The sequence below is a fragment of the Tepidamorphus gemmatus genome, from assembly GCF_004346195.1.
GTDB lineage: Bacteria > Pseudomonadota > Alphaproteobacteria > Rhizobiales > Tepidamorphaceae > Tepidamorphus > Tepidamorphus gemmatus.
This window is the reverse complement of sequence record NZ_SMAK01000009.1, coordinates 44,689-59,969: the sequence shown is the minus strand read 5'-3', so window position 1 is coordinate 59,969 and position 15,281 is coordinate 44,689. Positions and strand designations below refer to the sequence as shown.

The 15,281-nt window shown below is 66.5% G+C and carries 13 protein-coding genes; 10 read left to right on the top strand and 3 right to left on the bottom strand.

The features are described 5' to 3' along the window. Positions 1–27: 27 nt before the first annotated feature. Both dgcA and dgcN read right to left on the bottom strand, forming a co-directional pair. Positions 28–1,011, bottom strand: coding sequence for an N-acetyl-D-Glu racemase DgcA (dgcA, locus tag EDC22_RS14035; RefSeq protein WP_132807307.1), 984 nt, complete (start codon positions 1,009–1,011; stop codon positions 28–30). Further along, entirely contained in the window at positions 1,008–2,021 is a 1,014-nt protein-coding gene (gene dgcN, locus EDC22_RS14030) for an N-acetyltransferase DgcN (RefSeq protein ID WP_132807373.1), read from the bottom strand. The genes dgcA and dgcN overlap by 4 nt, the downstream gene beginning before the upstream one ends. Before the next feature lie 147 nt (positions 2,022–2,168). On the opposite strand from dgcN, the gene EDC22_RS14025 reads away from it, so the two are divergent. The 6 genes from EDC22_RS14025 to cydB all read left to right on the top strand — a co-directional run bounded on the left by EDC22_RS14025 (position 2,169) and on the right by cydB (position 8,635). Then, positions 2,169–3,305, top strand: coding sequence for an ABC transporter permease (locus EDC22_RS14025; protein ID WP_132807306.1), 1,137 nt, complete (start codon positions 2,169–2,171; stop codon positions 3,303–3,305). 12 nt (positions 3,306–3,317) lie between these two features. Then, a complete protein-coding gene (locus EDC22_RS14020; protein WP_132807305.1) occupies positions 3,318–4,106 on the top strand; it encodes an ABC transporter ATP-binding protein in 789 nt (262 codons plus the stop codon). 19 nt (positions 4,107–4,125) lie between these two features. Beyond that, positions 4,126–5,451 (top strand): MlaD family protein, encoded by a 1,326-nt coding sequence (locus EDC22_RS14015; RefSeq protein ID WP_132807304.1) that lies wholly within the window; start codon positions 4,126–4,128, stop codon positions 5,449–5,451. 100 nt (positions 5,452–5,551) lie between these two features. Then, positions 5,552–6,112 carry an ABC-type transport auxiliary lipoprotein family protein gene (locus EDC22_RS14010; RefSeq protein ID WP_132807303.1) on the top strand — a complete coding sequence of 187 codons (561 nt, stop codon included), beginning with the start codon at positions 5,552–5,554 and terminating at the stop codon, positions 6,110–6,112. A 95-nt stretch (positions 6,113–6,207) separates the two neighbouring features. Then, entirely contained in the window at positions 6,208–7,614 is a 1,407-nt protein-coding gene (locus EDC22_RS14005) for a cytochrome ubiquinol oxidase subunit I (protein WP_207903791.1), read from the top strand. 4 nt (positions 7,615–7,618) lie between these two features. Continuing rightward, a complete protein-coding gene (gene cydB / locus EDC22_RS14000; RefSeq protein WP_165926909.1) occupies positions 7,619–8,635 on the top strand; it encodes a cytochrome d ubiquinol oxidase subunit II in 1,017 nt (338 codons plus the stop codon). Between the two features lie 32 nt (positions 8,636–8,667). On the opposite strand, the gene EDC22_RS13995 is transcribed toward cydB, so the two are convergent. Further along, positions 8,668–9,555, bottom strand: a complete 888-nt coding sequence (locus EDC22_RS13995; protein WP_132807301.1) for a LysR substrate-binding domain-containing protein — start codon at positions 9,553–9,555, stop codon at positions 8,668–8,670. 266 nt (positions 9,556–9,821) lie between these two features. Here EDC22_RS13995 and katG point away from each other — a divergent pair, with 266 nt between their 5' ends. From katG to cls, 4 genes are all read left to right on the top strand, one after another. Beyond that, positions 9,822–12,011, top strand: a complete 2,190-nt coding sequence (gene katG / locus EDC22_RS13990; protein WP_132807300.1) for a catalase/peroxidase HPI — start codon at positions 9,822–9,824, stop codon at positions 12,009–12,011. A 159-nt stretch (positions 12,012–12,170) separates the two neighbouring features. After that, positions 12,171–12,704: a hypothetical protein gene (locus EDC22_RS13985; RefSeq protein WP_132807299.1), complete on the top strand. Its 534-nt coding sequence runs from the start codon at positions 12,171–12,173 to the stop codon at positions 12,702–12,704. Positions 12,705–12,789: 85 nt separating this feature from the next. Continuing rightward, the gene (gene leuD, locus EDC22_RS13980; RefSeq protein WP_132807298.1) at positions 12,790–13,395 is read left to right on the top strand and encodes a 3-isopropylmalate dehydratase small subunit; all 606 of its coding nucleotides are present in this window, start codon (positions 12,790–12,792) and stop codon (positions 13,393–13,395) included. A gap of 277 nt (positions 13,396–13,672) precedes the next feature. Beyond that, the gene (cls, locus tag EDC22_RS13975) at positions 13,673–15,136 is read left to right on the top strand and encodes a cardiolipin synthase (protein ID WP_165926908.1); all 1,464 of its coding nucleotides are present in this window, start codon (positions 13,673–13,675) and stop codon (positions 15,134–15,136) included. Positions 15,137–15,281: the final 145 nt, after the last annotated feature.

The window sequence follows — 15,281 nt, the reverse complement described above, 5'->3', positions numbered from 1 at the left end:
TGTCGCGGCCCGCAATCGACCGCGCGCCTATCCCCACAGCATGGATTCGGGCGGGTGGACCTCGCTGCCGGTATAGTGCAGGCCGGGATCGCGGTCCCTGGCCAGCAACAGCGGTCCGTCGAGGTCGACCCAGTCGGCGCGCTGGGCAACCAGCATCGCCGGCGCCATGGCGAGCGACGTGGCAAGCATGCAGCCGACCATGAGCTTCAGTCCGCTTGCCGCCACCGCGTCGGCCATGGCGAGCGCCTCGGTGAGCCCGCCGGTCTTGTCGAGCTTGATGTTGACCGCATCGTAGCGCGCCGACAGCCCCGCAAGACTCGCACGGTCGTGGGCGCTCTCGTCGGCGCAGACGGCGACGGGCCGGGCGATATCGGCGAGGACCCCATCGGCATCGGCCGGCAGCGGCTGCTCAACCAGTTCCACGCCGGCGGCCGCGCAGGCGGCCAGCAGCGGCTCGATGTCGGCCGTCGACCAGCCCTCGTTGGCATCGACGATCAGGCGGGCGTGCGGCGCGCCCGCACGCACCGCGGCAATCCGTTCCGCGTCGCCAGTGCCGCCGAGCTTGACCTTGAGCAGGGGGCGGTGCGCGGCCTTGCGTGCAGCCTCGTGCATTGCCTCGGGGGTGCCCAGGCTCAGCGTATAGGCGGTGACCAGCGGACGCGGTGGCGCAAGCCCGGCGAGCCGCCAGGCGCGTTCGCCGGCGCGCTTCGCCTCGAGATCCCACAGCGCGCAGTCGATGGCATTGCGTGCGGCCCCGGCGGGCATCCGCGTCGCGAGGTCGGCGCGCGACAATCCGTCGCCAACCGCATCCGCCATGGCGGCAATCGCCTCGCGGACGCCGTCGACGGTCTCGCCGTAGCGGGCATAGGGCACGCATTCGCCGCGTCCGAGGATGCCGGCCTCGCGGATCGAAGCCACCACGACTACGGCTTCGGTCTTGCTGCCGCGGGAGATCGTGAAGCCGCCGGCGATCGGCCAGCGCTCGACCGACACCTCCAGCGAGCGGATCATACTGCGGGAAACTCCCTGATCAGCCGCTCGACGATGCCCTCGACGCCGAAGCGGATCGGGTCCGTCGTCGGCAGGCCGTACTCGATCGCGGTGTCCTTGCAGAGCGCGCGCGCCTCGGCGTCGCCGAGCTTCTCGGTGTTGATGGAGATCCCGACGCAGCGGATATCGGGATTCGTCAGCCTGCCCATGTAGACCGTCGCCTCGATCACCTCGCGAATGCTAGGCAGCGGGTGCGAGACGTTGCGCATGCTGGTCCGCGTCGGCTCATGGCAGACCACGAAGGCGTCCGGCTGGGCGCCATGCAGCAAGCCGAGCGTCACGCCCGCGAAGGAGGGGTGGAACAGCGAGCCCTGCCCCTCGACGACGTCCCAGTGGTTAGGGTCGGCGGCCGGGGTCAGCCATTCGGCGGCGCCGGAGATGAAGTCGGCGACGACGGCATCGACCGATACGCCTCGGCCCGAGATGAAGATGCCGGTCTGGCCAGTGGCACGGAAGTCCGCATCGAGGCCACGCGCGCGCATCGCCTTCTCCAGCGCCAGCGCGGTGTACTTCTTGCCCACCGAGCAGTCCGTTCCCACCGTCAGGATGCGACGTCCGGGTCGGCGGGTGCCCTTGCCGGTCGTGAATCGCTCGGTGGAATGACGGACGTCGAACAGCCTGCGTCCGTTCCTCGCAGCGGCTTCGGCGATGGCCGGCACGGAGCTCAGGCGCACGTGCAGGCCGCTTGCCACGTCCATCCCCGCGTCGAGCGCCTCGACGATCGTCGAGACCCAGTGCTCCGGCAGCACGCCGCCGGGATTAACGACGCCGACGATCATCGTTCGAGCGCCGGCTGCCACGGCAGCGCCGACGCCCATGTCGGGCAACTCGGCGTCGGCCCCGCAACCTGGAAATCGCAGCTGACCGAGACACCAGTCCCGGCGCCAGTCGACGATGCCGTAGGCGGTCTTGGCCGCCAGATCGTCCGGCACATCGCCGAGGAACAGCAGGTATGGATGGGCGATTTCCATGCTATCAAGGCCTTTCGGAGAGGGCAGGATCGCGGTTGCGCCGGCACAGCCGGGCATGGCGGCGATCCCGACGGACGAGACGTATTATCGGGCCGCGCCGGCGCCGTGCAAGCGGGGCGAGGCGGCCACGTACGGGGTGGAAGGTCGATGGATCAGCGTCCGGCGGTTACCGCCGTTGGGGAAGGCGAGACGCTGAGGCTGGCCGCGAGCGGGGTCTGGACCGTTGCCGAAGCCGAGCGCCTCGACGGTGAACTGCGCCGTTTCGCCGCGCCGGCAGCCGGCACACGGCGCGCCGCGATCGATCTCAGCGGCATCGAGCGACTGGACACTGCGGGTGCATGGCTGCTGCACCGCACCGCCAAGGAGCTCGCTGCCCACGGCATCGACGTCGTCTATACCGGCATCGGGCCCTCCCGCGAGATCCTGTTCGAGGAGGTGGAGAAGGCCGACCAGCCGCCGCCTCCGCCGCGCCGGGAGCCGCCGATCCTCAAGCGCCTTGTCAGCGATACCGGCGAGGCGGTCATCGAAGCGGGCTCGGACCTCGTTCAGATCACCGGCCTGCTCGGCCAGGCGATGACGATCATGTTCGGCCTTCTGGTGCGGCCCTGGCGTCTGCGGCTTACCTCGGTCACCTTCCACCTCGAGCAAATGTGCCTGAGGGCGGTGCCGATCGTCGCGCTGATCTGCTTCCTGATCGGCGGCATCATCCTGCAGCAGGGTGCTTACCAGCTCCGCTACTTCGGAGCGGAGGTGCTGTCGATCGACCTGACCGGCATCCTGGTGCTGCGCGAGATCGGCGTGCTGCTCACCGCGATCATGATCGCCGGACGTTCGGGCAGCGCCATCACCGCCGAGATCGGCTCGATGAAGATGCGCGAGGAAGTTGATGCGCTGCGCACCCTCGCGCTCGACCCCGTCGAGGTGCTGATCGTGCCGCGGTTGATCGCGCTGATCCTGGCGCTGCCGCTGCTGACCTTCGTCGCCGACATCGCCGCCCTGACGGGGGCCGGCATCGTCGCGTGGATCTATATCGACATGCCGCCGGCCAGTTTCCTGCCCTATCTGAAGAACGCGGTCGCCGTGAACACGTTCATGGTCGGCCTGATCAAGGCGCCGTTCATGGCCATCGTCATCGGGATGATCGCCTGCCTCGAAGGGCTGCAGGTCAAGGGAAGCGCCGAGTCGCTTGGCCGCCAGACGACTTCCTCGGTGGTGAAGTCGATCTTCATGGTCATCGTTCTGGACGGACTGTTCGCGATGTTCTTTGCGGCGATCGACTACTGACGGGGCGGGGAGATGGCAGACCGGCACGACGAGCAAGAGGCGATCATCCGCGCCCGCGGTCTGACCGTCGGCTTCGGCGAGACGAACATCCTCGAGAATCTCGACCTCGACGTCTATCGCGGCGAGATTCTGGGGGTTGTCGGCGGATCGGGCACCGGCAAGTCGGTGCTGTTGCGCACCCTGGTCGGACTGGTGCCAAAGCGGGCCGGCCGTGTCGAGATGTTCGGCACCGACATCGATGCGGTCTCGCTTGCCGAGCGTCGGGCCGTGGAGCGGCGCTGGGGCATCCTGTTCCAGCAGGGCGCGCTGTTCTCGTCGCTGACCGTCAAGCAGAATGTCCAGGTGCCGATGCGTGAGCATCTGCACCTGCCGCAGCGGCTGATGGACGAACTGGCAATGCTCAAGATCGCCATGGTCGGGCTGCAGCCGGACGCAGCCGAGAAATACCCGTCCGAACTGTCCGGCGGCATGATCAAGCGGGCGGCACTGGCGCGCGCGCTGGCGCTCGATCCGGATCTCGTGTTCCTCGACGAGCCGACCTCCGGTCTCGACCCGATCGGCGCGGCCGATTTCGACGACCTCATCTCCAAGCTGCGCGAGACTTTGGGTCTGACGGTTTTCATGGTAACCCACGACCTCGACAGCCTGTTCTCGATCTGTGACCGAATTGCCGCGCTCGGCAAGAAGCGCATCCTGGTCGCGGGCGACCTGAGAACTGTTATGGATTTCCCCGATCCCTGGATACATGAGTATTTCCAGGGAAAGCGCGCCCGGGCCGTGAAGGTCCCGGACTTGGCTTGACAGGACTGAGCTCTGGGTCATGGAAACACGGGCCAGCCCGTTCATCGTCGGATTGTTCACGCTGGCCGTCGTCGCCGGCGCGTTCGGTTTCGTCTTCTGGATCGGCACCTATGGCGATGCGGCCGGTCGGGTCAGCTACCGTGTGGTGTTCTCCGACGAGGTGACCGGGCTGAACAAGGGCAGTTCCGTGCTGTTCAACGGCATCAAGGCCGGCGATGTCGTCGATCTGTCGGTCGCCAGGGACGACCCCGCCCAGGTGGTTGCGCTGATCCAGGTGGATCGGCAGTACCCGATCAATGTCAGCACGACCGCCCAGCTGCAGTTCCAGGGCATCACGGGGGTCGCCTTCATCCAGCTGAAGACCGCCCAGCCCGACGCCAAGCCGCTCACCGAGGCGTGGGGCGAATCCGACGAGCCGCCGATCATCTATGCCCAGAAATCGACCTTCCAGGATCTGCTGGAGGGCGCACAGTCGCTGATGACGAAGATCGATACCATTGCCGGCCGCCTCGACAACCTGATCGCCGACAATGCCACTGCGGTCACCAATACGATCCGCAACATCGAGACATTCTCGGGTGCACTGGCCGAGAATTCCGACGCGGTGTCCGGCTTCCTGGCCGACGCCGGCGCGGCGGCGCGCCGCCTCAACGAGGTCGGCGCGCGGATCGACACGCTCGCCGAGAACCTCAACACCATCGTGGCTGCGATCCGCCCCGAGGAGGTGCGCGCCATTGTCGGCGACGTGAAGACGTTCACCGACGCGCTGGCCGCCAACTCCAGTCAGGTTTCGCGGCTCGCTGAGAATGCCGGCGAGGCTGCCGAGCGGCTGAACAGCCTCGCTGCCAGGCTCGACGGTGTCGCCGAGGACGTTGCCAAGGTGGTTTCAGCCGTCGATCCGGAGGCGCTGTCGCGCCTGGTCGCAAATGTCGACCGGTTCACCGGCACGCTGGCCGGCAAGGACAAGGAGATCGCCCAGTTCATCGACGACGCCACCGCGACCGCGGCGCAGTTGCGCGAGACCTCGCAGCGGCTCGACGCGTTGCTCGCTCGTGTCGACGGCATGGTGGGACAAGACGGCGACAGCGTGATGACCAACATCAGCGAGGCGGCAAAATCGTTCCGCACGCTCGCCGACAACCTCAACTCGCGGCTGGACACGATCACAGCCTCGATCGAGCGTTATGGCGGCGGGGGACTGCGCGACTTCCAGGCCTTCATGTCGGAAGGGCGCCAGACGCTGAGCAACATCGACCGGATGATCTCGAACATCGAACGCAATCCGGCCGGATTCATTTCTGGACGCTCGCCGGTGCCCGAATACAATCCGGGCCGACGGTTCTGAATGGTTCCAGGTGAACGAAGACGGTCCGGTGTCGATCAGGGTCCGGTTTGTGGCGCGGGGCAGGGGGGCTGAAGTGCGGCGTGCGGGGGTGGCATCGGCAATGCTCGCCTGCGTCCTGATGGTGGGCGGGTGTGCGCTCGGCGCCAAGCCGGCGCCGGCCACATTCGACCTCGCGGCGCCTCGGTCCGTTCCGGGCTCCGGTTCGACCAGCATCCAGTTCGCCGTGACCGAGCCGACGGTGGTCGGCGCGCTCAATAGCGAGCGCATCGTCGTTCGGCCGGCACCCGCCGCGATCACCTATCTGAGCGGCGCGCAATGGAGCGACCGGGCACCGAAGCTCGTGCAGGCGCGGCTGATCGATACGTTCCGCAATTCAGGCCGGGTACGGTCGGTCGGGATGCCGGGCGGCGCCGTCGTCAACGACATCGGGCTGGTCACGGATCTCCAAGACTTCCATATCGATGCGCAGCAGGGCATTGCGGTCGTGACGATTGCCGTGCGGATCGTCAGTGATCAGTCCGGCCGCGTCATCGCCTCACGTACCTTTACCGCGTCGACCCCGATCTCCGGCAGCCGGGCCGAGGACATGGTCGCGGCGCTCAACGCCTCGTTCGACAAGGTCGCCACCGACCTGGTGGTGTGGACGCTCGACCGGATCTGAATCCGCCTTGTCGCTATGGCAGGACTGGCGACTCGCTGCCTGCGTGCTAGGGTCGATCGGACGCCGGCATTGCGAATGGAGCGATCGCCATGGACGTGGACATGGATGCGGTCATGCTGGCGCGGATACAGTTCGCGTTCACGGTATCGTTCCACATCATCTTTCCCAGCCTGACGATCGGCCTCGCCGCCTGGATCGCGACGCTTCTCGTGATGTGGCGGCGCACCGGGCGCGAGCACTATTACAACCTTGCGCGCTTCTGGACCCGCATCTTCGCCGTGTCCTTCGCGATGGGCGTGGTCTCGGGGATCGTGCTCTCCTACCAGTTCGGCACCAACTGGAGCCGCTTCTCCGACGTGGTCGGCAACGTCGTCGCGCCGCTAATCGGCTATGAGGTGCTGACCGCGTTCTTCCTAGAGGCGACGTTCCTCGGCATCATGCTGTTCGGCTGGAACCGGTTGCCGCCCTGGCTGCACGTGACCGCGGCGATCTGCGTCGCCGTCGGAACGACGCTGTCGGCGTTCTGGATCCTGTCGGCAAACAGCTGGATGCAGTTTCCGGCTGGCCACGTCGTGCGGGACGGCATCGCCTATCCCGACGACTGGCTGAAGATCATCTTCAGCCCGACCTTCCACTGGCGGTTCCTGCACATGCTGACCGCCGCATACCTGACCACCTGTTTCGTGGTCATTGCGGTTGGTGCCCGCTATCTCATCGCCGGCAAGCATCGCGAGCATGCGCTGACGATGTTGCGAATGGGGCTCGGCATGGCGATGGTGCTGGCGCCGCTGCAGGCGTTCTTCGGGGATTCCTCGGGTCAGTCGGTACGCGTCCATCAGCCGGCCAAGCTCGCCGCCATCGAAGGGCACTGGGACGGCGACGAGCCCGGTCCGGTACCGCTGATCCTGTTCGCCATCCCCAACGAGAAGGAGGAGCGGAACGACTTCCAGATCGCGGTGCCCTATCTCGGCAGCATCATCCTCACCCACTCGCTGGATGGGACGTTCCCCGGCCTGAAGCAGTTTGCCCCGGAAGACCGGCCGCCGGTCTGGGGGCCGTTCTTCGGATTCCGCGTCATGGTCGGGATCGGCGTCCTGATGATCCTCGTCGCCTGGTGGGGCGGCTACCTGTGGCGGAGGGGGCGGCTGGGCGAGGTGACGCTGTTTACCCGTGTCGCCGCGTTGATGTGGCCGACGGGCTTCATCGCGGTGCTGGCCGGCTGGCTGGTCACGGAGAATGGGCGGCAACCATGGGTTGCCACCGGTATCCTGCGCACGGCGGATGCCGCCTCCCCGGTCTCCTACACTGCGGTGCTGACCACGCTGATCCTGTTCGTCGTGGTCTATTCGGTCGTGTTCTCGTTCGGCATCTACTACATCAACCGCCTGATCAATCGCGGTCCCGTCGACGCTCCACCGGTCGGAGCGACGGGACTGCCGAGTCGTCCGATCACCGGCATGGGGCGCAGGCCCGGATCCGAAATCGCCGAGGTGGAGGTGTGATCCGATGGACCTGACGCTGGACTACTACCTGCCGGTCATCTGGGCGGTCATCATCGCGTCTGCGGTCGGTCTCTACGTCATTCTCGACGGCTTCGACCTCGGTATCGGCATCCTGTTTCCCTTCGCGAGGAAGGAGGAGGATCGCGACCTGATGATGAATTCGGTCGCCCCGTTCTGGGACGGCAACGAGACCTGGCTGATCCTTGGCGGCGGCGGGTTGTGGGTCGCCTTTCCGCTCGCCTACTCGATCGTCATGCCGGCGCTGTATCTGCCGGTCATCGTCATGCTGCTGGCGCTGATCTTCCGCGGAGTCTCATTCGAGTTCCGCTGGGTGGCCAAGCCCAAGCACCGCCATTGGGACATTGCCTTCGCCGCGGGATCGACGGTGGCGGCGTTCTGCCAGGGACTGATCCTCGGCGGTCTGATCCAGGGTATCGAGGTGCAGGATCGCCAGTACGTGGGCGGCAGCTGGGATTTCCTGACCCCCTTCTCGGTGCTGTGCGGAGTCGGCCTCGTGGCAGGCTATGCGCTGCTGGGGGCGACGTGGCTTCGCGGCCGTGTCGAAGGCCCGGTCGCCGATCGCGCGGCGCATCTCGCCAAGCGGGCGATGCTGGCCGTGCTGGCGTTCATCGCGGCGGTCAGCATCTGGACACCGCTCGCCTTCGAGCCGATCGCCGATCGCTGGTTCTCGACCCCGAACATCTACTTCCTGTGGCCGGTGCCGGTGCTGACCGCGCTGCTCGGCCTCGGTCTGTGGGTCGGGCTGCACCGGCCGGCCGGATACAGTCCGTTCTTTTTCAGCATCGGCCTGTTCCTGCTCTCCTATCTCGGACTCGCCATCTCGACGTTTCCGCTGCTGGTGCCGCCGAGCGTCACGATCTGGGAGGCGGCCGCCGTTCCGGCGAGTCAGATCTTCTCGCTGATCGGCGTGACCTTCATGCTGCCGATCGTGCTCGGCTACACCGTGTTCGTCTACTGGACCTTCCGCGGCAAGGTCCGTCCGGGCGAAGGTTATCACTGACGGGCAGGCCGTCCCGACCGCGAGGGACCGGCTCAGCCGACCAACTCGCGCAGTGCCTCGCCGATCATCACGAACTCCCTCCGGCGCGACGACGCGCGCCGCCAGGCCAGTCCGATCGTGCGGACTGGCTCGGGATCCTGGAAGCGCAGCAGTGTAATGCGATTGTCGCGGATCTCCGCATCGACGGCCATCTCGGGCAGCAGTGTCGTGCCGAGACCGTTGGCGACCATCTGGACGATCGTCGCGAGGCTGGTCGCACCCAGTTCGCCCAGTGCCTCGCGGTCCGCGTGGCGGCACAGGGCAAGCGCCTGGTCGCGCAGGCAATGACCTTCGGAGAGGAGCAGCAGCCGTTCCGACGCAAGACTCGCCGGGTCGACGCGGCGGCGCTCGTCTATGCCGGGGGTGGTCTGCACGGCCAGCAGGAACCGGTCGTCGAACAGCGGCAGCGTGTCGATGCCGGCAATCTCGACCGGCATCGACATCAGCAGGAGGTCGAGGCTGCCGTCGGACAGTTCATCGAGCAGTGCCAGCGTATGGGCCTCGCGAAGCTCGAGCGCGATTTCGGGAAACCGCTCGCGCATGAGCGGCAGGGCGCGTGGCAGCAGATACGGAGCGATGGTCGGGATGACTCCGAGCCGAAGCTGCCCCGACATCGGTCGGGCGGCATGGCGCGCATAGGCGACGAGATCGTCCGTCGCAATCAGTATCTGGCGTGCCCGCTGCACCACCTCGCGGCCGACCGGGGTGAGGGAGAACGTGCCGCGCGACCGCTCGACGAGAGGGGTGCCAAGCTCGGCCTCGAGCTCCTTGATCTGCATGGACAAGGCCGGCTGGCTGACGTGGCAGGATGCCGCGGCGCGGGCAAAGTTGCGCTCGCGGGCGAGGGCCTGGAGATATCTCAGCTGCTTGAGCGTCGGCAATAAGATTTCCTTATTCTGGTCTAGGAATTTCTAATTTGCGCTGATCGTCGCGGCGGGTCAATGTCTCCTTAGAATGCTTCAAAGAACGAGAAGGCGCCGATTGCCCGCCAGCGACCGCCAGCGACACAGGCCAGCCCGCCTGGTCCGCCGGGAGCCTCGATCGGGCCAACGCCGGGGAGCGGTGTGGCCCGGCGTGGCCAGTTGCGATGGCCATCCGGCGGCGGCAACAGCTTGAGACCCTCAACGCGATCGAAACGGAGAGCGACATGGATGCGAAGGTAGATGACAGCATGGGCAAATGCCCCTTCGGACATAGGTCCGGTGCCAGGACGAACAGGGACTGGTGGCCGAACCAGCTCGATCTCTCCGGCCTGCACCGCAACTCCTCCCTGTCCAATCCGATGAGCGAGGGGTTCAACTATGCCGAGGAGTTCAAGAAGCTCGACTACCAGGCCCTGAAGAAGGACCTGCTCGATCTGATGACCGATTCGCAGGACTGGTGGCCGGCCGATTTCGGCTCCTACGCGGGGTTGATGATCCGCATGGCCTGGCACAGTGCCGGCACCTATCGGATCTTCGACGGCCGGGGCGGAGCTGGCTCGGGCCAGCAGCGCTTCGCGCCGCTCAACTCCTGGCCGGACAATGCCAACCTCGACAAGGCGCGCCGGCTGTTGTGGCCGATCAAGAAGAAGTACGGCAACAAGATCTCCTGGGCCGACCTGATGGTGCTCGCCGGCAACGTCGCCCTGGAATCGGCCGGCTTCAAGCCGTTCGGGTTTGCGGGCGGCCGCGTCGACGTGTGGGAGCCGGAGGAGGTCAACTGGGGCTACGAGACCGCATGGCTGGGGACCGATCGGCGCTTCTCCGGTGACCGTGAGCTCGCCAAGCCGTTCGGCGCCACCCACATGGGGCTCATCTACGTCAATCCGGAGGGCCCGGACGGCAAGCCGGATCCCGTTGCTGCGGCCAAGGACATTCGCGAGACCTTCGCGCGCATGGCGATGAACGACGAGGAGACGGTGGCGCTGATCGCCGGCGGCCACACGCTCGGCAAGGCCCATGGTGCGGGCGATCCGTCGCTGGTCGGCCCCGAACCCGAGGCCGCGCCGATCGAGGCGCAGGGCCTCGGCTGGATCAGTGCCTACGGGAGCGGCATGGCCGGCGACACCATAACCGGCGGCCCCGAGGTGACGTGGACGCAGACCCCCACCAAGTGGAACAACTACTTCTTCGAGAACCTGTTCAAGTACGAGTGGGAGCTGACCAAGAGCCCGGCCGGCGCCTATCAGTGGGTGGCCAAGGGCGGCGACAACGAGATTCCGGATGCCTTTGATCCGAACAAGCGGCATCGCCCGACGATGCTGACCACCGACCTGGCGCTGCGCTTCGACCCGATCTACGAGAAGATCTCGCGGCGCTTCCTCGAGAATCCGGATCAGTTTGCCGACGCCTTCGCGCGGGCCTGGTTCAAGCTGACCCATCGCGACATGGGGCCGAAGTCGCGCTATCTCGGCCCGGAAGTTCCGGCCGAGGATCTGCTGTGGCAGGATCCGGTACCGCCGGTCGACCACGAGCTGGTCGATGCTCGCGACATCGCCGAGCTGAAGGAGAGGATTCTCGCCTCGGGCATTCCCCTCCCGCAGCTGGTCTATACGGCCTGGTCGGCGGCCGCCTCGTTCCGCGGAACCGACAAGCGCGGCGGCGCCAATGGCGGTCGCCTCCGCCTGGCGCCGCAGAAGGACTGGGAGGTCAACCAGCCCGAGCAGCTCGCCCATGTCCTGCGCACCCTCGAGGCAATACAGACGGACTTCAACGACGCGCAGACCGGCGACAAGAAGATCTCGCTGGCCGATCTGATCGTGCTGGCGGGCACGGCGGCGGTGGAACAGGCCGCCAGGAATGCCGGTCACAACATCGAGGTCGCCTTCACGCCGGGCCGGACGGATGCCTCGCAGGACCAGACCGACGTGGCCGCCTTCGAGGTGCTGGAACCGATCGCCGACGGGTTCCGCAACTACATGAAGGGGGATTTCGATGTCTCGCCGGAGGAATTGCTTATCGACAAGGCGGAGCTCCTGACGCTCACCGCGCCCGAAATGACGGTGCTCGTCGGCGGCATGCGTGTGCTCGATGCGAACTTCCAGCAATCCAGGCATGGCGTGTTCACCGACCGGCCGGGCACGCTGACCAACGACTTCTTCGTGAACCTGCTCGACATGGGTACGGTCTGGAAGCCGTCGGCCGTGGAGAAGGGCGTGTACGAAGGACGTGACCGGCGCACCGGCGAGCTGAAATGGACGGCGACGCGAGTCGATCTGATCTTCGGTTCGCATTCGCAGCTGCGCGCGCTGGCCGAGGTCTATGCCCAGGACGACTCCGAGGAGAAGTTCGTGCGCGATTTCGCGGCGGCTTGGACCAAGGTGATGAACGCCGACAGGTTCGACATCGCCCGATAATTGTCCGGACCCCTTTCCGCGACCGAAGGGAAGGCCGTCCGCCGCAAGGCGGGCGGCCTGCCATCGTTCTGACGGGGCAGGATCCCGCGTCAGGCACCGAAGGCCCGTTTCGCGCCCGCCCGCGGCAAGCTATTGTCGGGATCGGGAGGGTCAATACGGATGCGTATGCCGGCCTGGGCGACGGGTGCCTGCCTGATTCTCGCATCACTGCTGACCGCCGCGACGCGACCGGTCGTGGCGGAAGAGATCGTCTTGCGCGGAACCCTCTACGAGCCCGGCAAGCTGCAGATCGGCACGCGCATGCCCGTCTGCGGACGCACGCGCACCGTGGTGACGGCCGATCTCGGCGACTATGGCGCGTCGATCGGCGGGTTCATCGTGCTCAATCCGGTCAGGCTCGATCGATTGTCGGCCGCCACGCGGCTGTTCGTCTACAGCCACGAATGTGCGCACCAGCTCTATGGACCGGGCGAGGAGCAGGCCGACTGCTATGCGGCGAGGCGCGGCAAGGCAGAGGGCTGGCTGCTGGAAAGCGATATCGACCAGATCTGCATGATCTTCCCGCACAAGAGCCGCAGCCCCGAGCATCCGAACCGGGCCGAGCGCTGCGCGGCGATCCGTTCGTGCTTTGACAGCGCGGCCGTTCCGGCCGCTGCACCGGTGCTGGCCCCCCAGGACCGGGACTTCCGATAGACCGAGCGGACTTGATCTGCCCCGCCCGAACGCCCTAGAGAAGGGGCCGAGATCTGCGACGCCTAGCTTGCGGGAGCCGCGACGAATGGAGAAGTTCACATCCCTGACCGGCGTTGCCGCGCCGCTGCCGGTGATCAATGTCGACACCGACATGATCATTCCCAAGCAGTTCCTCAAGACGATCAAGCGCACCGGGCTCGGCAAGGGACTGTTCTACGAGCAGCGATTCGACGAGAAGGGCAACGAGAACCCGGATTTCGTTCTGAACAAGCCCGCCTACCGTAACGCCAAGATCCTGATCGCCGGCGAGAATTTCGGATGCGGCTCGAGCCGCGAGCATGCACCCTGGGCGCTCAGCGACTTCGGCATCCGCTGCGTGATCGCACCGTCCTTCGGCGACATCTTCTACAACAACGCCTTCAAGAACGGGATGCTGCTGATCCGGCTGCCGCAGGAGGACATCGACAGGCTGATGGATGATGCCAGCCGCGGCGCCAATGCCACGATCACGGTCGATCTGGAGAGCCAGACGATTACCGGGCCGGACGGCGGAACGATCCATTTCGACATCGATCCCTTCAAGAAGCACTGCCTTCTGAATGGGCTCGACGACATCGGCCTGACGCTCGAGAAGGTCGACAGCATCGCCGCGTTCGAGGCGCGGGTCACCGAGCAGCGTCCCTGGCTGTGATGCGGTCAGACGGCCGGAGTGCGCGCACCTCCGGTACGATTACGGCCGCCACCATTGCTCGAACGGGCTCGCAGATCCTCCCGTCGGTACCGAATCGCGCGGCGCGGCCTTTCGGTTAGAGGGGCGATCCCGCGATCCGCTCCCCGCGCCGGCACGCGGGGGGGGCGTCGGGCCGATGGTCGTTCGGTTCCTTGCCGAACGGACCGTATCGGATGCCGGGCGGCGTTGCATCCGATTGCGTTTGACTTGCGGTTGGCCGTGCTGTTCGCATGCCGCGATGGACGTCTTCCTGCATTCGCTGACCATCTCGGCCGCCCTGCATGCGGTCATCGTCCTGCTGATCACCATCAGGGTGATCATGAGCCGGCCGTCCACCGGCGTGGCCTTGGCATGGCTGTTCCTCGTGGCGATCCTGCCGTTTCTCGGCGGACTGATCTACCTCCTGCTCGGGGAACGGCGCATCGGCGGCCGGCGCGCCCGCGCCATGGGAGCGTTGCGGGCCCATTACCGCAGGATGAGCGAAGCCGCCCTGCGCGACGGGGTGGCCGTGGTCGACTGGTCCCGTCATGCCGGGGAGGCACGGGGACTCGACCGGCTCGGCCGGATGGTCGCAGCCTCACCTACCGTGGCCGGCAGCGATCTCGAATTGATGTCGGACACGCTCGCCATGCTCGATCGTCTGGCCGAAGACATCGACGCTGCCGAGACGAGCGTGCTGATGGAGTTCTACATCTGGAACGAGGGCGGCAAGGCCGATCTCGTGCTCGAGGCGCTGATCCGGGCGGCGCGGCGCGGTGTGTCGTGCCGGGTGCTGGTGGATGCGCTCGGCGGCCGCCCCTGGTGGCGGTCGAACCAGCCGGCGCGGTTGCGCGCGGCCGGCGTCTCCATCGCGCAGGCGCTGCCGGTCGGGCTCGTGCGTTCGGTGTTCGGACGCACGGACCTGAGACTGCATCGCAAGATCGTGGTGATCGACGGGCGTATCGGCTGGACCGGCAGCATGAACCTCGTCGATCCGCGCCATTTCAAGCAGGACGCCGGCGTCGGCGAGTGGATCGACGCGATGGTGCGGATCGAGGGGCCGGCGGTGGCGCTGCTGGGTGCCACGGCGATCGGCGACTGGGTGCTTGAGACGGGCGAGGCAATCGAGAAGCTGATCGCCGATGTCGGCCTGCGGTTCGGCGAGCCGAAGGGCGAGACCGACCTGCAGGTGGTCTCGTCGGGGCCCGGGGAGACCGGCGACGGTCTGCTGCTGATGCTGCTGGCCCTGATCAATGCCGCCAGGCACGAACTGATTCTCACCACGCCCTATTTCGTCCCTGACGAGTCGCTGCTACGGGCGCTGCGCGGAGCAGCAGGCCGCGGTGTTCGCGTTGCCCTGGTGCTCCCCGAGCGGATCGATTCGCGGCTCAGTCGCCATGCGAGCCGGTCCTATTTCGACGAGCTGCTCGCGATGGGGGTGGAAATCCACGCATTCCGCGGCGGACTGCTGCACACCAAGTCGATCAGTGTCGACGGAGTGATGGCGATGTTCGGCACGGCAAATCTCGACATGCGCAGCCTCTGGCTGAACTACGAGGTGTCACTGTTCGTCTACGGAAAGGCCTTCACCGCCAGTCTTGCCGCGCTTCAGGCAGGCTACATCGCCGACTCGGTGCCTCTCGATCCCCAGAGCTTCGCGTCGCGTCCTTTCCGCGAGCGTCTCATCGACAACACGGTAAGGTTGATCAGTCCGTTGCTGTAGCGCCCGGCAGCAAGCGGCTGCGGAATGGCCTGCGACCGGTTTGTCCCGGCCGGATGATGGTTCGACGGACGCAATGGCCGATGGGGCCGTCAAGGCAGCACGTCCGCAAGGGCGCGGCATGGCGGATCGGCCGCAGATCGCCCGA